The organism is Chryseobacterium paludis (assembly GCF_025403485.1).
GTDB lineage: Bacteria > Bacteroidota > Bacteroidia > Flavobacteriales > Weeksellaceae > Chryseobacterium > Chryseobacterium paludis.
In genome coordinates, this window is record NZ_CP099966.1 from 20,409 (window position 1) to 43,307 (window position 22,899).

The 22,899-nt window shown below is 34.4% G+C and carries 20 protein-coding genes; 17 read left to right on the top strand and 3 right to left on the bottom strand.

Annotation, left to right across the window (positions count from 1 at the left end):
• Positions 1-12 precede the first annotated feature (12 nt).
• The 7 genes from NG806_RS00090 to NG806_RS00120 all read left to right on the top strand — a co-directional run bounded on the left by NG806_RS00090 (position 13) and on the right by NG806_RS00120 (position 10,274).
• Entirely contained in the window at positions 13-1,128 is a 1,116-nt protein-coding gene (locus NG806_RS00090; protein WP_261511470.1) for a SusE domain-containing protein, read from the top strand.
• Positions 1,129-1,205: 77 nt separating this feature from the next.
• Positions 1,206-3,362: a glycoside hydrolase family 97 protein gene (locus tag NG806_RS00095; protein ID WP_261511471.1), complete on the top strand. Its 2,157-nt coding sequence runs from the start codon at positions 1,206-1,208 to the stop codon at positions 3,360-3,362.
• 74 nt (positions 3,363-3,436) lie between these two features.
• Entirely contained in the window at positions 3,437-5,299 is a 1,863-nt protein-coding gene (locus NG806_RS00100; protein WP_261511472.1) for a glycoside hydrolase family 13 protein, read from the top strand.
• A 26-nt stretch (positions 5,300-5,325) separates the two neighbouring features.
• Complete coding sequence (locus tag NG806_RS00105) at positions 5,326-5,850, top strand: nuclear transport factor 2 family protein (RefSeq protein ID WP_214833476.1); 525 nt, start codon at positions 5,326-5,328, stop codon at positions 5,848-5,850.
• Positions 5,851-5,865: 15 nt separating this feature from the next.
• Entirely contained in the window at positions 5,866-7,248 is a 1,383-nt protein-coding gene (locus NG806_RS00110) for an MFS transporter (RefSeq protein WP_261511473.1), read from the top strand.
• Positions 7,249-7,578: 330 nt separating this feature from the next.
• The gene (locus tag NG806_RS00115) at positions 7,579-9,111 is read left to right on the top strand and encodes a GMC oxidoreductase (protein ID WP_261511474.1); all 1,533 of its coding nucleotides are present in this window, start codon (positions 7,579-7,581) and stop codon (positions 9,109-9,111) included.
• Positions 9,108-10,274 carry an MFS transporter gene (locus tag NG806_RS00120; RefSeq protein ID WP_261511475.1) on the top strand — a complete coding sequence of 389 codons (1,167 nt, stop codon included), beginning with the start codon at positions 9,108-9,110 and terminating at the stop codon, positions 10,272-10,274. Before NG806_RS00115 ends, NG806_RS00120 begins: the two co-directional genes overlap by 4 nt.
• A gap of 127 nt (positions 10,275-10,401) precedes the next feature.
• On the opposite strand, the gene NG806_RS00125 is transcribed toward NG806_RS00120, so the two are convergent.
• Positions 10,402-11,001: an FMN-dependent NADH-azoreductase gene (locus tag NG806_RS00125; protein ID WP_214833464.1), complete on the bottom strand. Its 600-nt coding sequence runs from the start codon at positions 10,999-11,001 to the stop codon at positions 10,402-10,404.
• 83 nt (positions 11,002-11,084) lie between these two features.
• Between NG806_RS00125 and NG806_RS00130 the strand changes: the two genes are divergently transcribed.
• The 9 genes from NG806_RS00130 to guaA all read left to right on the top strand — a co-directional run bounded on the left by NG806_RS00130 (position 11,085) and on the right by guaA (position 20,630).
• Entirely contained in the window at positions 11,085-11,462 is a 378-nt protein-coding gene (locus NG806_RS00130; RefSeq protein ID WP_261511476.1) for a winged helix-turn-helix transcriptional regulator, read from the top strand.
• Positions 11,463-11,704: 242 nt separating this feature from the next.
• A complete protein-coding gene (locus NG806_RS00135; protein WP_214833461.1) occupies positions 11,705-12,433 on the top strand; it encodes a pirin family protein in 729 nt (242 codons plus the stop codon).
• A 36-nt stretch (positions 12,434-12,469) separates the two neighbouring features.
• A complete protein-coding gene (locus tag NG806_RS00140) occupies positions 12,470-13,024 on the top strand; it encodes an NADPH-dependent FMN reductase (RefSeq protein WP_214833458.1) in 555 nt (184 codons plus the stop codon).
• Between the two features lie 273 nt (positions 13,025-13,297).
• On the top strand, positions 13,298-14,290 hold the full coding sequence (gene purM, locus NG806_RS00145; RefSeq protein WP_214833455.1) for a phosphoribosylformylglycinamidine cyclo-ligase: 993 nt from the start codon (positions 13,298-13,300) through the stop codon (positions 14,288-14,290).
• Positions 14,291-14,366: 76 nt separating this feature from the next.
• Complete coding sequence (gene purN, locus NG806_RS00150) at positions 14,367-14,930, top strand: phosphoribosylglycinamide formyltransferase (RefSeq protein ID WP_261511477.1); 564 nt, start codon at positions 14,367-14,369, stop codon at positions 14,928-14,930.
• Positions 14,931-14,952: 22 nt separating this feature from the next.
• Positions 14,953-15,981 carry a proline-specific peptidase family protein gene (locus NG806_RS00155; protein WP_261511478.1) on the top strand — a complete coding sequence of 343 codons (1,029 nt, stop codon included), beginning with the start codon at positions 14,953-14,955 and terminating at the stop codon, positions 15,979-15,981.
• A 124-nt stretch (positions 15,982-16,105) separates the two neighbouring features.
• Positions 16,106-17,623, top strand: a complete 1,518-nt coding sequence (gene purH / locus NG806_RS00160; RefSeq protein ID WP_214833447.1) for a bifunctional phosphoribosylaminoimidazolecarboxamide formyltransferase/IMP cyclohydrolase — start codon at positions 16,106-16,108, stop codon at positions 17,621-17,623.
• Positions 17,624-17,716: 93 nt separating this feature from the next.
• Positions 17,717-18,955, top strand: coding sequence for a phosphoribosylamine--glycine ligase (gene purD / locus NG806_RS00165; protein WP_214833445.1), 1,239 nt, complete (start codon positions 17,717-17,719; stop codon positions 18,953-18,955).
• A gap of 145 nt (positions 18,956-19,100) precedes the next feature.
• Positions 19,101-20,630, top strand: coding sequence for a glutamine-hydrolyzing GMP synthase (guaA, locus tag NG806_RS00170; protein WP_261511479.1), 1,530 nt, complete (start codon positions 19,101-19,103; stop codon positions 20,628-20,630).
• Positions 20,631-20,838: 208 nt separating this feature from the next.
• Here guaA and NG806_RS00175 read toward each other — a convergent pair whose 3' ends face one another.
• The gene (locus tag NG806_RS00175; protein WP_261511480.1) at positions 20,839-21,183 is read right to left on the bottom strand and encodes a hypothetical protein; all 345 of its coding nucleotides are present in this window, start codon (positions 21,181-21,183) and stop codon (positions 20,839-20,841) included.
• Between the two features lie 55 nt (positions 21,184-21,238).
• On the bottom strand, positions 21,239-21,586 hold the full coding sequence (locus NG806_RS00180) for a hypothetical protein (protein WP_261511481.1): 348 nt from the start codon (positions 21,584-21,586) through the stop codon (positions 21,239-21,241).
• A gap of 198 nt (positions 21,587-21,784) precedes the next feature.
• On the opposite strand from NG806_RS00180, the gene NG806_RS00185 reads away from it, so the two are divergent.
• Positions 21,785-22,750: a pepsin/retropepsin-like aspartic protease family protein gene (locus tag NG806_RS00185; protein ID WP_261511482.1), complete on the top strand. Its 966-nt coding sequence runs from the start codon at positions 21,785-21,787 to the stop codon at positions 22,748-22,750.
• The last annotated feature ends 149 nt before the right edge of the window (positions 22,751-22,899 follow it).

Here is a 22,899-nt window from a genome sequence, read left to right on the forward strand (position 1 = left end):
ACAGAATCTAAAATGAAACATTTTTTAAAAATAATAGCCGTAGCTTTTGTTGCTCTGTTGATTATTTCCTGTGAAAAAGATGAAGATCAGGCTATAATAAATGAAGTAAATCAAGCTAAGATTTCTTCCGATAAAACTACTGTTGTACTAAATGAAGTTACTTCAGGAGATGCAGTGATTAATTTTACCTGGACAAAGCCGACATTTAATATAGCTGTTGTAACGCAACAGCAAATAGAATTTGGAGTTAAAGGAAAAGGTTTTAAAGACAGTTCTACTTTTGATGTCAGTAATGATTTAATAAAGTCTCCTATGACCCATGCTCAAATGAATGCAGCAATGTATAGTTGTGGGGCAATTCCAGATGTTTCGAATCAGATAGAAATTAGATTAAAGACAATTGTAGGATCCGGATTTTTTTACTCAAATGTAATTAATGTAACGGTAACACCTTATACTCCAAACCCAGATTTAGTTTATCCTAAAATAAATGTACCGGGAGCATATGCCGGAGCAGCAGGATATGCAGATTGGACTCCTGGAAATTCTCCCAATTTGTTTTCACCTGAAAAAGATGGGAAATACAGAGGTTTCATTTATGTTACTACTTTAGCAAGTGATAAGGGCAAATATAAATTTGCAATCAATCAAAATTGGCCTGGTAATAAAGGAGATGATGGCACGAATACAGGTAAATTAAAAGTGGACGGTTCGGATATAACTGCAAGTGCTGTTGGAACTCATTATCTAAAAGTAGATTGGAGTGCAAATACCTATTCTGCTGTAGCAGCTAATTTTGGAATTATCGGAGATGCTACGCCTACTGGCTGGAATTCAGATACTGATTTTGTTTATAATCCTGCTACTAAAAAATATGAAATAGCTTCAATTCAATTGTCAAGCACGGGTTTGTTTAAATTCAGAGCTAATGACGATTGGGCTATAAAATTTCAACCAGCAAATGCTGATCAGACTTTAGTGTCGGGGACTGCAGTTCAGACCTACCTAAATATTGAAGATACTGTAACTGGTGATTCAGGATATAAAGTGACAGTTGCAGGTAATTATAAAATAGAATTAGATCTGCATAATTCTGCTGATTACAAATTAAAGATTACAAAATTATAAAAACAGGCTGAATTGCCTGATAAAGTGTTGCTTTTTAGCAGCACTTTATTTATTTTTAAAACTTATAAATAGTCATTATGAAGAAAATTACAGTTGGAGCTTTATTGTTCTCAATGATGTTTGCGGGCGTTAATGCACAAACTTTAAAATCACCCGACGGAAAGTTCGAAATGGACTTTCAGTTAAAGCAGGGAGTACCTTATTATAATTTAAAATATAATGGGGCTATAGTTGTTGAAGATTCTAAATTAGGATTGAGATTATTTAAAGACTCAGCTATCAAGTTTGCCTCAGAAATTGCTAAGGCAGAAGATGCAAAATTTGACCTTAATAACGGTTTTACAAAAACAGATGAGAAAAGGGATTCTAAAAATGAAACCTGGCAGCCGATACTTGGTGAAAAGAAAAATTACATCAATAACTATAATGAATTAGCGGTTACCCTTAACCAGGCTTCTTCAGACAGAAGTATCGTTGTGAAATTCAGATTGTTTAATGATGGACTAGGATTCAGATACGAATTTCCACAGCAAAAAAATCTTAATTATTTTGTGATCAGAGAGGAAGATTCTGAAATCGATTTTCCTACTGATATGAAAGCTTGGTGGATTGTGGCCGATTATGATTCTCAGGAATATCAGTATCAGGAAACAAAGATTTCTGAAATTCCAGGCAGATGGGATAAGGCTTTTGATGCAAATGCTTCTCAGTCATTGGTTAAAAATGCAGTTCAGTCTCCATTAATGCTTAAAAAAGAAGGAAAAAATCCTTTGTATGTTAATGTTGCAGAAGCAGCTGTTTTAGATTATCCAGCTTCACATTTAGAAGTGGATGCTCAGAATTTCAAATTCAAAACACACCTTACTGCAGACAGACAGGGAGCAAAAGGATATATTCAGACTCCTTCGGTTACACCATGGAGAACGATCATTGTTTCTCCAAAAGCAGAAGAGGTAATGGATTCAAAGATGATCTTTAATCTTAATGAACCGACAAAATATAAAGATACTTCATACATTCATCCTACAAAATACATGGGTGTATGGTGGGAAATGATCATCGGAAAATCTCAATGGGCTTATTCTACTGCAGAAAATGTTCATTTAGACAAAACTGATTTTACAAAGCTGACTCCAAATGGAAAACACGCTGCGAACAATACAAAAGTTAAAGAATATATTGATTTTGCTGCAGAAAATGGATTTAAGGGACTTTTAATTGAAGGTTGGAACATCGGCTGGGAAGACTGGTTCGGACATTCAAAAGAATTTGTCTTTGATTTCATCACTCCTTATCCGGATTTTGACATCAAGATGCTAAATGAATATGCTCATTCCAAAGGAATTAAACTGATCATGCACCACGAAACCTCAGGTTCTGCAACGAATTATGAAAGATGGTCCGACAAAGCATTCCAATTAATGAATAAATATGGATATGATGCTGTAAAAACGGGTTATGTTGGTGATATTATTCCAAGAGGGGAACACCATTATTCCCAGTGGACGATCAATCATTTCTACAGGATTGCTGAGAAAGCGAATGAATATAAGATCATGGTCAATTCTCACGAATCTGTACGTCCAACAGGAGAAAGCCGTACGTATCCAAACTATATTTCTGCAGAAGCAGCTCGTGGAACTGAATATGAAGCATTTGGAGGAAATAATGCAGATCATCAGACTATTTTACCATTTACAAGATGGATGGGAGGTTCAATGGATTATACTCCGGGAATTTTCCAAACCAAATTAGATTATTATTTCCCTGGTGATAAACGTTTTGTAAAAACGACTTTAGTAAAGCAATTGGCATTGTATGTAACGATGTATATGCCACTTCAGATGGCTGCTGATTTACCCGAGAATTATAAGAAGCATATGGATGCATTCCAATTCATTAAAGATGTAGCTGCTGACTGGGACGATACTAAGATCTTAGCTGCTGAACCTGGAGATTATGTAATCACAGCAAGAAAGGCTAAAGGAACTGAAAATTGGTTCGTAGGAGGAATCACCGATGAAAATAAACGTGAATACACGGTAGATTTTTCCTTCTTAGATAAAGGTCAGAAATATGAAGCGACAGTATATGAAGATGGAAAAGATGCTGATTATATAGACAACCCACAAAGCTATAACATCTACAAAAAGCAGATCACAAGCAAGTCTAAGATCAATTTCAAAATGGTAAGAAGCGGAGGTTTTGCAATCTCTATCAAGCCCATAAAATAAATTTTAAGATTAAACTTAAAACTTAAACCTTACAGGTGGATTATTCCTGTAAGGTTTTTTTAAACCAATCCATTATGAAAAAACTATATGTAATATTGGCTCTTTCAGCGGTTTCTTTTGCGTTCTCACAATTAAAAACATTAGAAAGGGTGGAACCAGCCTTTTGGTGGAAAGGAATGAAAAATCCTGAACTTCAGATATTAGTGTATGGGAAAAATATTGCTGAGAATGAAATTGAGCTGTCAGATGGAATTCAAATAAAAGATATTCAGAAAGTTGAGAATCCAAACTATGTTTTTCTTACGGTCAATACAAACGAAATTAAAGTTCCTAATTTTAAGATCAACATGAAAAAGGATAGGAAAAATATAGCATCTTATTCTTATGAACTCAAACAAAGAGAATCAAATTCGGCAAATCGGGAATCTTTTACCTCCAAAGATGTGATGTACCTTATCATGCCTGACCGTTTTGCTAATGGAGATGAAAAGAACGATTCACGACCTGATCTCACCGAAAAAGCCAATAGAAACCTTCCCAATGGAAGACATGGCGGAGATCTTCGGGGAATTATCAATAATCTTGATTACATTCAAAATTTAGGAGCAACATCAGTATGGCTAACTCCGGTTACTGAAGATAACGAAAAAGTGTATTCTTACCACGGATATGCACAGACGGATCTTTATAAAATTGACGGTCGTTATGGGACCAATGAAGAATACCGTGAACTATCCCGTGAGTTGAACAAAAGAAAAATGAAATTGGTTTTAGATTATGTGACCAATCATTGGGGAATTTCACACTGGATGATCAAGGATCTACCTACGAAAGACTGGATCCATTGGTTTGATGAAGGAGAAAAAGGTTTCTATCGTTCTAATTATAAAACAACAACTCAGTTTGATACAAACGCTTCTGAAATTGATAAAAAATATGCTTTAGACGGGTGGTTTGATAAAACAATGCCGGATATCAATCAAAAAAATCCCCTGGTTCTTAAATATTTAATCCAAAATGCAATCTGGTGGATCGAGTATGCTGAATTAGGAGGCTTTCGTGTGGATACCTATCCTTATAATGATAAAGAAGCAATGGCGAAATGGGCGAAAGCAATTACTGATGAATATCCGAAATTTAATATCGTTGGAGAAACCTGGCTCTATACTGCTGGTCAGATTTCAGCATGGCAAAAAGATTCAAAAACTGGAGAGGCGGCTCACTATAATTCTAATTTACCCTCTGTAATGGATTTCATGTTGTATGGTGATTTACCCAAAGCATTTAATGAAAAAGAAAGCTGGGATAGTGGATTGATTAAATTGTATAATGTATTCACCAGTGACTTCCTTTATCCGGATATCAATAATGTGATGGTCTTCTTTGAAAACCATGATACCGAAAGATGGAACGAAATTTTTAATGCCAATCCGGAAGCTTATAAAATGGGATTAACTGTAATTTCTACAGTGCGTGGAATTCCGCAGATCTACTATGGGTCGGAGATAGGGATGAGAGGGAATAAAGAGAAAGGTGGTGATGCAGATATCAGAAGAGACTTTCCGGGAGGTTGGAGATCGGATCAACAAAATGCTTTCAATCCTTCAGCCCAAACTGAAAAACAGAAAGAATTCTATGAATTTACCCAAAAGTTATTGAACTGGAGAAAAGGAAAAGAAGTCATTCACACAGGAAAAACTAAAAATTATATTCCTCAAAACAATGTTTTCGTATATTTCAGATATAATGAAAAAGAAAGTGTGATGGTCGTTTTGAACAACAATGAAAAAGAACAGATATTAGATTTAAAACGTTTTGCTGAATCTTTGAATCATGTCCAAAAAGGAAAGGATATCATCTCGGGAAAAGAATTTTCATTACAAAGTACCATGAGCATACCCGCAAAAGCTTCATTAATTATTGAATTACAAAAATAGTTACATAAATTTATTTAATTTAGAATATGAAAAAAATTACAATCATTTATACACTGATATTTTTAGTGTTAAATTTTAGCCATTTCTCGGCACAATCTAAAGACGCCAAATTTGAAAAAGATAAAACCGATATCAGTACTATGCTTGATGGTTTCAATGTAGCAGCTGCGAAAGCAGATTTTAATGCTTATTTCAATTACTTTGCTGATGAATCTACGTTCATAGGAACCGATGCAAGCGAAGTTTGGGATAAAAAAGCATTTATGATTTGGGCTAAACCGTATTTTGACAAAAAGAAAACATGGAATTTTACTTCTCTTAAAAGGAATGTCTATTTCAGTAAGGACGGTAAACTGGCATGGTTTGATGAATTATTAGATACTCAGATGAAAATCTGTCGTGGTTCGGGTGTTGTAGAAAAAATAAACGGAAGTTGGAAAGTGAAGCAATATGTTCTTTCTATAACGGTTCCGAATGATGTAGTAGATAAAGTGGTTGCTGAAAAAGCACCTATTGAAGATGTGCTTTTACAGCAATTAAAAACCAAATAATACCTCCTATAGATAATGGGTAAAAAAGTAAAACCAAACCTCTCCATGACTCAGATCATCAACATGAGTATGGGTTTTTTAGGAATTCAGATGGCTTTTGGCTTACAAAATGGAAATGCAAGTAGAATTCTTGCCAATTTCGGGGCAGATGTTCATGAGCTATCCTGGTTTTGGTTGGTGGCACCTGTTACCGGATTAATTGTTCAGCCAATTATCGGACATATGGGAGATAATACCTGGAGTCCTTTGGGAAGAAGGAAACCCTATTTCCTAATTGGTGCTGTTTTATGTGCTATTGGTCTGGTTTTACTTCCTAATGCAGCTTCTGCTACCCAAATGATGGCTGCTAATGTATTGTTATTAGCTGTTATATTTTTGGCAATGATGGATGCTTCCATTAACGTTGCGATGGAGCCTTTTCGAGCTTTAGTAGGCGATATGCTTCCCAAACATCAGGGAACAATTGGATTTTCTGTTCAAACAATACTAATTGGTATTGGAGCTGTGATCGGATCATATCTGCCCAGTCTATTTACAAAACTAGGTATATCTAATGAAGCTCCTAAAGGTTTTGTGGGCAATAATGTTATTTATTCTTTTTATGTTGGAGCAATACTATTGTTGATAACAATACTTTATACAATTTTCACAACTAAGGAATATTCTCCAAAAGAGTTTGCTGAATTTGCAGATGGTAAAGAGGCAGTGGAGGAATCATCTAAATTTAGTGATATTTTTAAAGATTTTGCTAGTATCCCGTTACAAATGAAAAAATTAGGGATAGTTCAATTTTTTTCCTGGTTCGCTCTTTTTACCATGTGGGTATTTACAACAAGTGCATTAGCCACTCATCATTTTGGTCTTTCACCAGAAGATACTCATTCAAAGAGATTTAATAATGCTGGAGATTTACAAAATGAACTATTTGCAATATATAACTTTTGCGCTATTCCTTTTGCTTTTTTATTAGCTCCAATTGCAAAATGGATTGGAAAGAAACAAACACATGCTTTAGCCTTAACGTGTGGAGGAATAGGATTAATTTCAATGTATTTTATTAAAGACGCTAGTTATCTCTGGATGTCGATGATTGGATTAGGATTTGCCTGGGCAAGTATTTTAGCAATGCCTTATGCGATGTTGATAGAAGTAATTCCTCAAAGAAAAATGGGAGTATACATGGGAATTTTCAACTTCTTCATTGTCATTCCACAAATTATCAATGGCCTTTTTGGCGGACCTATAGTAAGTGGGTTCTTCGGAAACTATGCTATTGGTTACGTTGTAGTAGGTGGGGTCTGTATGTTGCTTGGAGCTATTCTTACGATGATTCTTGTTAAATCAGAAGATGAAACGCCTAAAGAAATTGAGGAAGAAATTAAGCAGGTACATTTTTGATTGAAGCAAGTACTAGAAGTTAGAAGTGCGACGAGATTATGTACTTTAAAAACAAATATCAATAGGAGTGGGCTTTAGCCCACTTTTTTATTATAAATATATTCAAATGGCTTTAGTCAAAACATAAGTTTAAGTCTCGCAGATTTTGCAGATTTTATTTTTATGATGAGGTGAAATCTACATGATCTATAAAGTTCGTGAGACTATTTTGATATACCATATCCACATAGAATCATGGTTCTTTATTTATATAATCAATTGGAATTTAATTTTTTATTAAGCTAACCGTGGCTTTAAATCTTTAATTTAGATAGATTAAAATTTTAAAGGATGTATGATATCATAATCATTGGTAGTGGAGCAGGAGGTGCAACAATGGCTTATAGATTAGCTGACAGTGGAAAGAAAATACTGGTTATTGAAAGAGGGGATTATGTACCTGTTGAAAAAGAAAACTGGGATTCTATAGAAGTTTTTGAGAAGAACAGATATACAACAACAGATCTATGGTTAGATAAACATGGAAAGCCATTTCGCCCCGGAATGCATTATAATGTAGGTGGAAATACCAAATTTTATGGAGCTGCTTTATTTCGTTTGAGGGAAGAAGACTTTAAAGAAATACAACATTATGGAGGAACTTCACCAGTCTGGCCTATTCAATATGAAGATTTAAAGGCTTATTATCTGGAAGCTGAAAAGCTTTTTCATGTTCACGGTAAAAGAGGATCAGATCCAACAGAACCATTCGATTCTGAACCTTACCCTAATCCACCATTACCCCACGAACCGAGAATTCAAGAGATTGTTGATGAATTAACCAATTATGGACTGCATCCTTTTGAATTGCCTATCGGGGTGAATTTAGAACCTCATAATACAGCAAATGCCCCTTACATATTAGATCGTTTTGATGGTTTTCCAGATGCTTCCGAAAGAAAAGGTGATGCCCATCTACGTTCATTATCCAAAGCATTGGAGTATCCCAATGTAGAATTGATGACCAATGCAAAAGTGCTGAAATTGAACACTGACAGCACAGGAAAGAGAATTTCTGAGGTTTTAATAGAACGGAATGGAGAAACAAAAACATTGACTTCAGATCTGGTGATTCTTTCTGCAGGCGCTATTAATTCTGCAGCTATATTATTGGAAAGTAAAAACGAACAGTTTCCTGATGGTCTTGCCAATACATCAGATCAGATTGGAAGAAATTATATGTTTCATCAGAATACAGCATTGGTGGCTTTATATACGGAGCCGAACCCTACAAAATTTGGAAAAACATTTGGCATCAATGATTTCTACCATGCAAACAGAGGTTATGAATTTCCTTTAGGACATATCCAGATGTTGGGAAAGTCCGATGAACACCAGATTAAAGCAGATAGTCCAATTCCTGCACCAGGTTTTACTTTTGAACTCATGGCTAAGCATGCAGTCGATTTTTGGCTGACATCTGAAGATCTGCCAGATCCTGAAAATAGGGTGACCGTAGAAAATGGACAGATTAAAATAACCTACTCTGAGAACAATCAAAAAGGACATGAACTTTTAAAAGCTGAATTGATTAAAGCTTTAAAAGCATCCGGAAAATTTGAAAGCTTTTTATTCAAAGGGTTTTATTTCAGTAAAGGAATGGATATCGCTTCACCAGCACATCAGAATGGAACGACAAAAATGGGTGTAGATCCTAAAACTTCAGTGGTTGATACGAACTGTAAAGCACATGATTTAGAAAACCTATATATTGTAGATGGTGGATTCTTTGTCTCCAGTGGAGCGGTAAATCCGGCACTTACCATTATTGCTATGGCATTAAGAGTGGGAGATTATCTGAAAACCCATGTTTTAACATCATGAATTCTAAAACAGTAACCATCATTGTCGTCTATTTACTGGCTTTTCTGACAGGAGTTAATTTTGTTGTATTTCCGGCTTTGGGAACTGCTTTTACAGATCATTCTTTATTTGAGTTAAGTCCGTCAAAGTTTGGAAATCTCTTCATCCCACAAGTAATTTGCATTATTGTTTCCTGTTTAGGAGCTCCTTTTCTTGTTAATAAAATAGGGCCTAAAATAGTTTTGAGCTGCGGACTCTTATTGATGATTATATCGACGGGAACCTTATGGATACTTCACTATTTTATGGACGAAAAGTTCTTATTGTTTCCTGTATTAATGATTTTGGTAGCATTTACAGGAACAGGATTTGGACTTTCTATAACGACATTAAATCCATTAGCCGCGAGCTTGTTTAATAATAAAAGATCTTCTGCTATTTTGATCTTACAGTTTTTAGTGGGATTGGGAACCTCTACTTCCCCATTAATGATGAATCTGATAGGTGATGTCAAAAACTGGATGTATATTCCCGGCAGTATATTTATTGTCGTGACTATCGCTTTTATCGCTTTTTTATTTTTAAAATTAGAAAAAGGAACATTTTTCGAACTTCCCAGGCATTTTAAAATTCCCGGAAAACTATGGATTTTCTTTGTCACCATTATTTTATATGGATGCATAGAAGGCACCTTTGGAAGTTTTGGTGGAATTATACTTAAAAATCAAGGCCTGGATAATAACAAAGCCAGTCTCGGGCTTTCCTTATTTTGGGGTGGTATTGCTCTTAATCGATTGTTGTTTGGAATTTTTTCAGAAAGATTTAATTTATCCTATGTTTATTTAACTTCTCCTTTATGGGTAGCTGGGTTGGTCTTTCTAATGTTGGTCGATCCTAATGTAAATATTCTTTTATTCCTGATGTTCTTCATTGGCTTTTTTATGGGAAGTATTTTCCCCGGATCTATTGGTTGGGGAACCATAGAATTTCCAACGCTTTCTGTATTGGTTTCCGGATTTTTAATGGCTGCTAATCAAATTGGGACCGGCGCTGTAACAAATATCTTAGGTCATTTTTCCAATTATACTTCTATGATTTTAGAATTTCTTATCGTCTTTATGATACTTATTTGCGGTCTTCTTTTCTATCTTAAAAGAGATTCTAAAATTAAAGAGGCTTTTTAATACAATTTTGAAACTTTGAAGATCTGCTCTATCTGCTTGATTTACGAAATTATCTTGTTTTATGACTAAAGGTGGACAAAAGCCCACCTTAAAAATAAGAATATAAAAAACGGTTATTAACCAAAACTTAGAAACTATACGCTTCGATTTCTGAAACAGTTTTAGATAAATTTTCCTCTTTTAAATGAGGCATCATCGTTCCCTGAGATTTGAAAACTTCAACATCTGTAATGCCAATAAAACCTAATAAAGTTTTTAAATACGTTTCAACATTCTCAATAAGTCCATTTTCATATACACCACCGGCTGCAAAATTCAGATATACTTTTTTGTTCTCCAGAAGACCTTTTGGTGCTCCATCAGCATAAGAAAATGTTTTTCCTGCAACAGAAATACTGTCAATCCAGGATTTTAAAGTTGATGGAAAACTGAAATTATAAAAAGGAACTCCAATCACGATAATATCTGCATTCTGAACTTCTCTCAATGCTTCGTCAGAATATTTCGAAGCTTCTTTTTGTTCGTCATTCTTTTCTTCATCGGGAATTCTTGATGCACTGAAATGATGAATTTCTAAATGGGGAATCGGGTTTGTTGCCAAATCACGGACAACAACTTTGCTTTCAGGATTTTTTTCTAACAATTGATTAATAACAGTCTGAGAGAGTTGACTGCTTATAGAGTTTTCTCCTACGATACTTGTTTTGATATTTAAAATGTTTGCCATTTTGTTTTTTGTTTTTATTGATGACAAAATTATTGTAAATTTACTTTCAAAAGTATAGTAGTTACCTAAAGGAAAGCGGAATAATGGAAAAACAGCATAATCATAAAGATTGTATGCAGGCTTTAAAACCTGTTCAGGATACATTAGATGTAATCAATGGCAAATGGAAATTACAAATCATCATTTCTTTAAACCATGGAAATAAGCGGTTTACAGAAATCGAAAGAAGCATCCCTAAATTAACCTCAAAAGTTTTAGCCAAAGAATTAAAAGAACTGGAGCAAAATGGGTTGGTTGAAAGAATAGTGAGAGATAGCTATCCCGTTTCTATTGAATACCTGCCAACAGAATATACAAAAACCCTGCATCCCGTAGTGGAATCATTAAAGAATTGGGGTACAAATCATCGCCAGCATATTTTTGGTACAGGTGTCGAAGAAGTAAAAGATAACGAGAGTTAAAAGAAGGAAGGCAAAATCGCTGAATCGCAAAACTGCGAAATCACATCATTATAAAATATGAAAAAGCTTAGATACAAACGCTGTTTTGTCATTCCGCAGGAATCTCACTAAAAAATATTCAGAATCCATAATCCATAATTCAAAATTTATAATCCATAATTTAATCTAAACATCCTTTCTTACCTTACATCAACATCTGCGAATCTCACACGCCGTACATTTGTACCATAATTAATCACAATATGAAAACAGTATATCATAAATCAGATTCAAGAGGCCATGCTAATCATGGTTGGTTAAATAGTTACCATACTTTCAGTTTTGCAAATTATCAGAATCCTGAAAGAAGCAATTTTGGAGTTTTAAGAGTGTTGAATGATGACACGGTTTCTCAGGGAATGGGATTTGGAACACACCCTCACAGAGATATGGAAATTATTTCTATTCCTTTGGAAGGTGATTTGGAACATAAAGACTCAATAGGAACTACCGCCGTTATTAAAAAGGGAGAAATTCAGGTGATGAGTGCCGGAACTGGTGTACAACACAGTGAGTACAATAAAAATAAAGATGAAGAAGTAAAATTCTTACAGATCTGGGTTTTCCCAAGAGAATTGAATGTAGAACCCCGATATGATCAGAAAAGCATTAAGGAAGGAGAAAAGATCAATGGGTTTCAGCAGATTCTTTCACCAAATAAAGATGATGATGGAGTTTGGATTCATCAGGATGCATGGTTTAATTTAGCCAATTTTACCAAAGGAAATGGGAAGAACTATGTTTTTAATAAAAAAGGAAATGGTGTTTATGCTTTTGTATTGAAAGGAAGTGCAAAAGTAGGAGACAGAGTATTAAATGAAAGAGACGGATTGGGAATTTGGGATACTCAGAGTTTTAACATCGAAGCTGTTGAAGACACCGAAATATTATTGATGGAAGTTCCAATGGATTTACCATCTTATTTGAAATAAAAATTAAATTTGTAGACTTAAAAAAAATTAAATAGAATGAAAGTTTTAGCAATAGCAGGAAGTAATTCCGATGCATCAATGAATAAGCATTTAGTATCTTATGCTGCATCTATGTTTGGAGAAAATGCAGAAGTAGAAGTAATAGATTTGAATCCTTTTGAAATGCCTATTTATAAGCATGAAAGAGAACTGGCAGGAGGTGTACCTCAGGAAGCAAAGGATTTTGCTGCAAAAATTGATGCTGCGAATTTACTTTTGGTTTCTTTACCAGAACATAATGGTACATATTCAACGGCTTTTAAAAATGTGTTCGACTGGGTTTCCAGAATCAAAGACAGAACAGTCTGGAATGAAGTACCAATGCTTTTAATGTCTACATCACCTGGTGGAAGAGGCGGAGCTGGAGTTTTGGAAGCTGCGGGTAAACGTTTTCCTTTCCATGGCGGAAATGTGGTAGAAACATTTTCACTTCCTTTCTTCAATGATAACTTTGATAAAGGAGCTGGAAAAATATCTAACGAGGAAAAAGACAGCGAATTAAGAGAAAAAATTATTAAGATTTCTGCTATTGAAACAATCTTGGAAAAATAGAATTTGAATATTAATTTAAAATTACTATTTTTGCAAAAAGAAAAGAGATGAAAATTCAGTCCACTTTCAAAGAATGTTTTTCCATAAAAGGGAAAACTGTGGGCTCTAAAATTCTCAGATAAAATACTGGCCGATAATCTACTAAGATTGTCGGCTTTTTTATTTTCTAAATTTTGAATAAATTAATATAAAAGATAGAGTACATCAGATGTAAGATATTAGATTTACAATAGTTTGTAATCTGAAATCTAGCCTCTAAAATCTAAATACAACATGAGCAACACTTACAAATCTGCAGGAGTAGACAAAGAAGAAGGATACAAAACCGTTGATAAGATCAAAAAAGCGGTTGGTGAAACCCACAATTCCAATGTATTGAATCATCTGGGAAGTTTTGGTGCTTTCTATGAGATCGGTGGTTATAAAAATCCCGTATTGGTTTCAGGAACAGATGGAGTTGGAACTAAACTTAAGGTAGCTTTAGATTCCAAAAAATATGACTCTATCGGAGTAGATTGTTTTGCAATGTGTGCTAATGATATTCTTTGTCACGGTGCAAAACCATTATTCTTTTTAGATTATTTGGCTTGTGGAAAATTAGATTCTGAAATTGCTGCAGAAATCGTTTTAGGAATGGTCGCAGCTTGTAAAGATAACAACTGTGCATTAATCGGTGGTGAAACTGCTGAAATGCCAGGAATGTATCAACCTGGAGATTATGATGTTGCAGGATTCTGTGTAGGAATTGTTGAAAAAGATCAGATCATCGATGGTTCTAAAATAAAAACTGGTGATAAAATTATTGCATTACCAAGTTCAGGATTCCATTCAAATGGATTTTCATTGGTAAGAAAAGTATTCCCGAATTTTGAAGAAGAATTCGAAGGAAAACCACTTTACGAAACACTATTAGTTCCTACAAGATTATATTATAAAGACATTCATAAAGTAATTGAAGAGGTAAAAGTTTCAGGAATTGCTCACATTACAGGAGGTGGTTTATACGAAAATATTCCAAGAATTATTGGTGAAGGTTTATGTGCTTCGATTGATGCTTCAAAAATTCAGATTCCAAGTATCATGCTTGAACTGGAAAAAAGAGGGGGTGTAGCCCGTGAAGAAATGTTCGGAACTTTCAATATGGGAGTAGGAATGATCGTTGTAGTAGATCCAACACATGCTGAAAAAGTATTGCACCTATTGGATGATGCATATGAAATCGGAGAAATCACTGAAGGAAGCGAGAAAATTAATTTAGCAATATAACAATCGATCAATGTACCAGTGTACCAATTGAATTCATTGTTACATTGTTAAACTGATACATTGTTACATTAATAACATGAAAAACATCGTTGTACTCATTTCAGGTTCCGGAACTAATCTTCAAAGAATTTTAGATACCATTGATAATGGAGAGATCCAGAATGCAAAAGTATCTCTTGTTGTTGCTGATAGAGAATGTTATGGACTGGAAAGAGCAAAAAATCATAACATAGAAAACATACTGATTCCAAGGGGCAAGAACTTCAGCAGTGAATTGAGTAAGGTGATTCCTGAAAATACAGACCTAATTGTATTGGCTGGATTTTTATCTATTCTAAAACCTGAATTTTGTGAAAACTGGAACGGGAAAATAATTAATATTCACCCTGCATTATTACCAAAATACGGCGGAAAAGGAATGTGGGGAATGAATGTTCACAATGCTGTTATTGAAGCTAAAGAAAAGGAAAGTGGGGCAACAGTACATTTTGTAACCCCTGGAATTGATGAAGGACAAGCGATTCTGCAGAAATCATTTGAAGTTACTGAAAATGATACACCTGAGACGCTAGCTGAAAAAGTGCATAAGGTTGAATATGAGATTTTCCCAATAGCAATTAATAAAGTATTAGGGAATTAGCTATAAATAAAAACCAACAAAAATGACAACCAGAATCGTTATTTCTTTTTTGACAATTTTTATCATTTTTTCGTGTAATAAGGTTGCAACGAAAGATCAGGAAATAACCACCAAAAACTATTTTAGTTATGGGGATTCGATTCAGTCAGGGGGAGTGAAAATGATTCCAATCACAACACCCGTTGGAAATTTTAGGGTATGGACAAAACGTTTCGGGAATAATCCAAAGATCAAAGTTTTGCTTCTGCATGGAGGTCCGGGGATGACCCACGAATATATGGAATGCTTTGAAACTTTCTTCCAGAAAGAAGGTTTTGAGTTTTATGAATATGATCAGTTGGGATCTTATTACAGTGATCAGCCGGTAGATGATAGACTTTGGACAACAGATCGTTTTGTAGATGAAGTTGAGCAGGTGCGAAAATCGATTGGTGCAGATAAATCTAATTTTTATGTTTTAGGTAATTCCTGGGGTGGAATTTTAGCGATGGAATATGCCCTGAAATATCAGAAAAATTTAAAAGGATTAATGGTTGCCAATATGGTGGCAAGCGCACCGGAATATGGTAAATATGCAGATGAAGTTTTAGCAAAGCAGATGAAGCCGGAAGTTTTAAAAGAAATAAGAGCAATCGAGGCAAAAAAAGATTTTGCTAATCCACGTTATATGGAGTTGCTTATTCCCAACTTTTATAATCAGCATATCTGTCGTTTAAAAGAATGGCCGGATGGAGTAAATCGAGCATTAAAGCATTCTAATGAAAATGTTTACACATTGATGCAGGGGCCGAGTGAATTTGGAATTAGTGGACGTTTGGGTGATTGGGATATTAAAGGCCGATTGCCTGAAATCAATATTCCTACATTAATGATTGGTGCAAAATATGACACGATGGATCCAAAAGCGATGGAGGAACAAAGTAAACTGGTGAAAAAAGGAAGATACCTTTACTGCCCAAACGGAAGTCATCTTGCCATGTGGGACGATCAAAAGGTTTTCATGAATGGAGTTATTAATTTTATAAATGATGTCGATTCCCGAAAATTTTAAGAATTATCCTCTTATTTCAGAATTTGTGTATAAAAAAATCTAAGTAAAATAAAAGTAAATCCGGAGGTGAAAGACCGGGAATACAGTTTGAAATGGCTGTGAAAAGTAAAAAATTGAAAGTAAAATGAGTAAAAAGAGAGTTTTAATCAGTGTTTCTGACAAGAACGGATTAATAGAATTCGCTCAGTTTTTGGAAGCCCAGAACTACGAATTGATTTCTACTGGCGGAACATTCAAGCATTTGAAAGAAGCAGGTTTAAATCCGATTCAGATCGATGAGGTAACCAACTTCCCTGAGATGCTGGATGGTAGAGTAAAAACCTTACATCCAAAAGTTCATGGCGGACTATTAGCTGTTCGTTCCAATGAAGAACACATGAAGACGGTTCAGGAACACGGAATTGGTTTGATTGATATGGTGATCGTAAATCTTTACCCTTTCTTTGAAAATGTAAATAAAGACATTTCTTTACACGAGAAGGTAGAATTTATCGACATCGGAGGTCCTTCCATGCTTCGTTCAGCAGCCAAGAATTTTGACTCTGTTACTGTAATTACTGATGTTGAAGATTATACAGCAGTAAAAATTGAAATGGAACAGAACGGCGATACTTACATCGAGACCCGTAAAAAACTAGCTGGTAAAGTATTTAACCTTACTTCCGCTTATGATGCTGCAATTTCAAGAATGCTTTTAGAGGAGGAATATCCTGCTTATTTAAGTGCTTCTTACAAAAAAGCAGCTGACTTAAGATACGGTGAAAACCCTCATCAGACAGCCGCTTACTATGTTTCTACTTTTGAAAATGGAGCAATGAAAGATTTCGAACAGCTTGGTGGAAAAGAACTTTCTTTCAACAACCTTCGCGATATGGATCTTTGCTGGAAAGTAGTGAATGAGTTCAAAGAAGAAATGGCTTGTTGTGCTGTGAAACATTCAACACCTTGTGGCGTTGCTATAGGAACTTCAGCATTGGAAACATATCAGAAAACTTTTGAATGTGATCCAATTTCCATCTTTGGCGGAATTGTCGCAATGAATTATAAGATCGACGCGGCAACAGCTGAAGAATTAAATAAAACCTTCCTTGAAATTGTAATGGCTCCTGATTTTGATGAGGAAGCTTTAGAGGTTTTAAGAAAAAAGAAAAATTTAAGAATTATAAAAATCGTTAATCCTGTTTCTGACAAGCAGACATGGGTGAAAATTGATGGTGGTATATTAGTTCAGGACAATGATACTTATTTTTCTGAAGATATAAAAGTAGTTACCGATGTACAGCCTACAGAAGAGCAGAAAAAAGCATTGCTTTTCTCTCAGAGAGTAGTAAAATATGTAAAATCAAATGCGATTGTTGTTTCCAATGGAATTCAGGCCTTTGGAATAGGTGGTGGACAGGTTAACAGAATCTGGGCTACTCAACAGGCAATCGAAAGAGCTAAGGAGAAATTCTCCGGAAATTTAGTACTGGCTTCAGATGCATTTTTCCCTTTCCGTGACGTAGTAGATTTCTGCGCTGAGCAAGGTATAAAAGCAATCATTCAGCCAGGAGGTAGTGTAAAAGATCAGGACAGTATCGAAGCCGCAAACGAACACGGAATTCCGATGATGTTTACTGGAGTTAGACATTTTTTACACTAATTAAAATAGAATTAAAAAGTAGTTTTGAGATGGTATTTATAGCATTCAAAATTATATATTTGTATAATATAGACTAGATAATTAAATAAAAGTATGAGAATCTTAATCATAGGTGAAGGTGGAAGAGAGTCTGCATTAGCGGCAAAACTTCATAAAGACTCCAGAGTGACTAAAATGTTTTTTGCTAATGGAAATGCATCTACGGATGTTATGGGAAAAAATGTTCATTTATCAGAAATTAAAGAACTTAGAGATTTCGCTATTAAGGAAAAAGTAGATTTAACGATCGTAGGTCCTGAAGCTCCTCTTGTAGCAGGTTTGAAGGATGAATTTAAGAAACATGATCTTAAAGTTTTTGGTCCGAATCAAAAAGTAGCAAGTCTGGAAGGAAGTAAAGCTTTCTCTAAGAAATTTATGCAGACCTATGATATTAAAACAGCTAAAGCTGTAGTATTTGATTCATATAACGAAGCTAAAGAATATGTAAAAACTCAGGAATATCCTTTAGTGATCAAGGCGAGTGGTTTAGCAGGAGGAAAAGGTGTTGTGATCTGTGATACTTTAGAAGAAGCTGAAGCCACTATTCACGATTTCATGATTCGCAGAATCTATGGAGATGCTGGTATCCGTTTAGTTATCGAAGAATTTTTACAAGGTTTTGAAGCATCTATCATTGCATTCTCAAACGGAGAAAAATTGTTCCCTTGTATAGCTGCTAAAGATTATAAAAAAGCTGGAAACGGCGATACGGGTCCTAATACAGGTGGTATGGGTTCAGTGGCACCAAGCCCGGAATTTACTGCAGAACATCAGGCGGATTTTGAGAAAAATATTTTAGAACCAACTGTTCATGGTCTTAAAGAAGAAGGATTTAGTTTTAAAGGGATCATTTTCTTTGGATTAATGGTAACTAAAAACGGAACATACCTTCTTGAATATAATATGAGATTCGGAGATCCTGAAACTCAGGTATTGATGGCTCTTATGGAAAACAATCTGCTGGATGTTATCAATGACTGTATGAACGGTAAAGATATCGAGCTTAAGTTTAAGGACGAAAAAGCAGTATGTCTGGTGATGTGTTCAGGAGGATATCCAAGAAACATTGAAACAGGCTTCGAGATCAAAGGAGAGGATAAAGTACAACACAGCCAGTTATTGCATGCCGGAGCTATTAGAAAAGGAGATAAAGTGGTTTCTAATGGTGGTAGAGTACTTAACCTGGTTGCTACAGGAGCTACTTATGACGAAGCTCGCAAGAAAGTATACGAAGATGCAATTCCGGTTCACTTCGATTATAGTTTCTACAGAGAAGACATCGGAAAGTTTTAATAAAATCATAAAAAAAGATTTGGAACATTTCCAAGTCTTTTTTTGTAAAACAGTTAATATTAGAAATAAGATTTCAGATACTAGATTCCAGGCTTCAGGCCCAAAAATCTGATATCTGATATCTTTAAAAAAATCAATTATAAAAATGAATAACGGTATTATCATATTAGATTTCGGATCACAGTATAACCAGCTTATCGGAAGAAGAATCCGGGAGATGGGTGTATATTCTGAAATCTTACCTTACAATACACCATTACAAGATATTTTAGACAAACAGCCAAGAGGAATTATCCTTTCCGGTGGCCCAAGTTCTGTGAATGCAGAAAATGCTCATCTTGTTGAAAAAGAATTATATGAGCAAGGAATTCCTGTATTGGGAATCTGTTACGGAATGCAGCTTACGGCACATCTTTTAGGTGGAAAAGTAAACAAAGGGGAAAAAGGAGAGTATGGAAAAGCTCATTTAGATATTATTAAAGAAAACGCTTTATTGAAAGGAGTGACTCAAAATTCTATCGTTTGGATGAGTCATTTTGACGAAGTCGGAGATTTACCAACTGGTTTTGAATTAAATGCAAAATCTGGTGTTATTGCTTCTATTTCTAATCCTGAAAGAAAAATTTACTGTGTACAGTTCCACCCTGAAGTTTCTCATACGGAAGAAGGAGGAAAAATGCTTGAGAACTTTGTGTTCTCGATCTGTAATGCAGAGAAAAACTGGAAGCTGACCAACTATATTGAAAAGACCGTTGCAGAGATCAAAGAAAGAGTAGGAGACAATAAAGTGATCCTAGGACTTTCTGGAGGAGTAGACTCTTCTGTAGCAGCTGTTTTAATTCACAAGGCAATTGGAGATCAATTGACTTGTATCTTTGTTGATACCGGTCTTTTGAGAAAGAATGAAGATGTGAAAGTAATGGAGAATTATGGAGAGCATTTCAACATGAACATTAAGTTGGTTGATGCTTCCGAAAGATTCTTATCAAAGTTAGCTGGTGTAGATGATCCTGAACAAAAAAGAAAGATCATCGGAAACGAGTTTATTCATGTTTTTGATGAAGAATCCCATAAAATTGAAGGCGCTAAGTTCTTGGCACAGGGAACGATTTATCCCGACGTAATCGAAAGTCAGTCCGTAAACGGACCTTCTGCAGTAATTAAATCTCACCACAATGTGGGCGGGCTTCCGGAAGAAATGGATTTTGAATTGCTGGAGCCTCTAAGAGAGCTTTTCAAAGACGAAGTAAGAAAGGTAGGAGAAGAACTAGGTATTCCTCACCATCTGGTACACAGACACCCTTTCCCGGGTCCTGGTTTAGGAATTAGAATCTTAGGAGCTGTAGATGCTGAAAAAGTGAAAATCCTTCAGGAAGCTGACGATATCTTCATTGAAGAATTATACAAAAATGACCTTTACGAGAAAGTTTCTCAGGCTTTCGTCGTATTACTTCCTGTGAAATCAGTTGGAGTAATGGGTGACGAAAGAACATACGAGTACACGGCTGTAGTTCGTTCTGCAAATACCATAGATTTTATGACGGCAACGTGGAGCAGACTTCCTTACGAGTTTTTGGATACTGTTTCCAGTAGAATCATCAATGAAGTACGAGGAATTAACAGAGTAGCTTATGATATTTCAAGCAAACCACCTGCAACAATTGAGTGGGAGTAATCCTGCTTTAAAATAGATAAAATACAGAATCCTACTTTTTTAGTAGGATTTTGCTTTTTATGATTATGCTCATGAGTTATTAGATTTTTAGGACTTATCTTTGTATAAGAATTAAGTGACTTATATTAATAAATATAATAATTTTTTTTTCATCATTTGTGTTTTTGACCTCCCTTAGGGGAGGTTTTGTTTTTTAAACTTTATATTGTTATTTAAACTCCTGAAAAGAATATTTATATTCCTTTCCATTCTTCTTTTTTAGAGTTAAGATTTTTTGAAATGGTTTTTTATAAATACTGTCACCTATTTCTGTAGTTGCATTGAAAATACTGTTGTCATTTAAATCTGAAGTACGGGGATAAAAAACATATTGATTATATTTAAAAATAATTTTCACTCCCCTTGCATAATAGTCAGTGCCTAAGAGTTTATCGTTTAAATTGCTTTTATTAAAATTGATGTAATTATTTTTTGCTTCTTTTCCACCATAGCAATAATGTATTATAACTGCTATCAAGGCAATAATGAAAGGCAGATATTTTTTGAAATTCATTTTTTACTTACTTTTTTATAAAATATTCTAACAAAGGCAGAATTGGTTTTTATGATTAAAATTTAAAAAAGGTGTATTTAAAAACCAGACCATTCTTTTTCTGTAATATTAAAGTATCTTGGAATTGTTTTTTTATAACCTTATCTCCAACTTTTGCAGTAAAATTAAAAATATTATTATCATTTAATTGACTGGTTTGGGGATAAAAAACAACAATTTTACTCTCTAAGTGCAATTTAATTCCTCGAGCAAATTCTTCTAAGCCAGTGATAGAACCGTTCAGATTACTTTTATTAAAATCATCATAATTCTTTCTGTCTCTTTTCTCCATTGAATTTGCTGTATAACAATAGATGGCTAATAATATAGCAATAGCTATCGAAAAAAATATCTTCTTATTCATTATTATCTATTTGTAGAACATCCTTTCCTTTGCTGGAAGGAACATCTCACTTGCTCCTAATATTATATTGCAAATTTAAATCTATTTCCACAGTGTAAATGAAGGAGACGAGTATTTTTTCCTGAAAATAAATATATCTACAAAATTATTATACATTTAGAATTATAAATCTAATACCTCAATTAAGCATTCTAGAAAATGAAAATACAACGACTTTTTATCATTATTTTACTTACCTCAATATTATCAGGGTGTTCGACCTCTAATAAAGGCATTACTCACACAGACAATTATTCATGGTTTCCGTTTTCGTGGTATTCTGCAAAAATATCAGGAAAGACATTTGATAAAGTAGCGATGCTTGTTCCCGTTAAGGTAAATGATTTGAATGCCAACTTCACAGTGCAGTTTGATTTAGGAAGTGATGCAACACTTATTTATGGAAATACCATAAGCAGTTATTACAAGGAAAATGAAATGAAAAATTTCATTTTACAAGATTCTAAATCTACTGATGATGGAGGAAAAATAGGATATGCTACGAAAGGACTTGTCTATCATTTTGGGAAATTATCCGGGGATAAATTAATATATAAAGATAATTATGGGGATAAAATTCCCCGGGACTCATTATTTACTAAAAACCCTAAACACATAGGGAGTTTGGGTGCTGATATTTTTTATAATAAAGTATTGATTATAGATTATCCGAATAAAAAAATGTGCCTTCTGGATTCGTTGGATAACCACTGGAAAAACATCACAACCTTTGTCGATGTTAGATCTAAAAATGGAAGACTTCATATTCCATTGACTATTGATAAAAAAACATACTGGTTTTTGTTTGATACAGGAGCAAGCTTATTTCCTATCAACATCAGCAAAGACTTGTGGAATTCATTAGTTGATAAATCAGCGAAAACAGATACTATTCTCGCCAACTCCTGGGGAGAAAAAGTTAAATTCTACGGACGCCCCATTAAAGAAAAAGTTTATTTGGGGAAAAAGAAGTTAGAGAGCAATTATGCCTGGTATAATGAAAATAAAAGACTTCAGGAATTTAATAAAACTGAGCAAATAAATGGTTTAACTGGAAATGCTTTTTTTGTTAATGATATTGTAGTCTTAGACTTTAAAAATAACAAATTTGGAGTGGTTAATTAGGGCAATAGAAGTTATCATAAAGCCAAGTAGCCTTTAGCAATGATCTTTTAAAATATAGCAATCTTTGTTTTTTAGCTAGGCGTTATGTATTATAATTCTGTTCATTAAAAAAATACTATTTCCCTTGTATCAGAATTAATTGATTTATA

Coding starts and splice junctions, on each gene's coding strand:
- NG806_RS00140 (WP_214833458.1), top strand. CDS start 12,470: ATGAAAGTTTTAGCAATAGCAGGAAGTAATTCCGATGCATCAATGAAT.
- NG806_RS00185 (WP_261511482.1), top strand. CDS start 21,785: ATGAAAATACAACGACTTTTTATCATTATTTTACTTACCTCAATATTA.
- NG806_RS00110 (WP_261511473.1), top strand. CDS start 5,866: ATGGGTAAAAAAGTAAAACCAAACCTCTCCATGACTCAGATCATCAAC.
- NG806_RS00105 (WP_214833476.1), top strand. CDS start 5,326: ATGAAAAAAATTACAATCATTTATACACTGATATTTTTAGTGTTAAAT.
- NG806_RS00175 (WP_261511480.1), bottom strand. CDS start 21,183: ATGAATTTCAAAAAATATCTGCCTTTCATTATTGCCTTGATAGCAGTT.
- NG806_RS00180 (WP_261511481.1), bottom strand. CDS start 21,586: ATGAATAAGAAGATATTTTTTTCGATAGCTATTGCTATATTATTAGCC.
- NG806_RS00155 (WP_261511478.1), top strand. CDS start 14,953: ATGACAACCAGAATCGTTATTTCTTTTTTGACAATTTTTATCATTTTT.
- NG806_RS00115 (WP_261511474.1), top strand. CDS start 7,579: ATGTATGATATCATAATCATTGGTAGTGGAGCAGGAGGTGCAACAATG.
- purN (WP_261511477.1), top strand. CDS start 14,367: ATGAAAAACATCGTTGTACTCATTTCAGGTTCCGGAACTAATCTTCAA.
- NG806_RS00100 (WP_261511472.1), top strand. CDS start 3,437: ATGAAAAAACTATATGTAATATTGGCTCTTTCAGCGGTTTCTTTTGCG.
- purM (WP_214833455.1), top strand. CDS start 13,298: ATGAGCAACACTTACAAATCTGCAGGAGTAGACAAAGAAGAAGGATAC.
- NG806_RS00125 (WP_214833464.1), bottom strand. CDS start 11,001: ATGGCAAACATTTTAAATATCAAAACAAGTATCGTAGGAGAAAACTCT.
- NG806_RS00090 (WP_261511470.1), top strand. CDS start 13: ATGAAACATTTTTTAAAAATAATAGCCGTAGCTTTTGTTGCTCTGTTG.
- purH (WP_214833447.1), top strand. CDS start 16,106: ATGAGTAAAAAGAGAGTTTTAATCAGTGTTTCTGACAAGAACGGATTA.
- guaA (WP_261511479.1), top strand. CDS start 19,101: ATGAATAACGGTATTATCATATTAGATTTCGGATCACAGTATAACCAG.
- NG806_RS00120 (WP_261511475.1), top strand. CDS start 9,108: ATGAATTCTAAAACAGTAACCATCATTGTCGTCTATTTACTGGCTTTT.
- NG806_RS00095 (WP_261511471.1), top strand. CDS start 1,206: ATGAAGAAAATTACAGTTGGAGCTTTATTGTTCTCAATGATGTTTGCG.
- purD (WP_214833445.1), top strand. CDS start 17,717: ATGAGAATCTTAATCATAGGTGAAGGTGGAAGAGAGTCTGCATTAGCG.
- NG806_RS00130 (WP_261511476.1), top strand. CDS start 11,085: ATGGAAAAACAGCATAATCATAAAGATTGTATGCAGGCTTTAAAACCT.
- NG806_RS00135 (WP_214833461.1), top strand. CDS start 11,705: ATGAAAACAGTATATCATAAATCAGATTCAAGAGGCCATGCTAATCAT.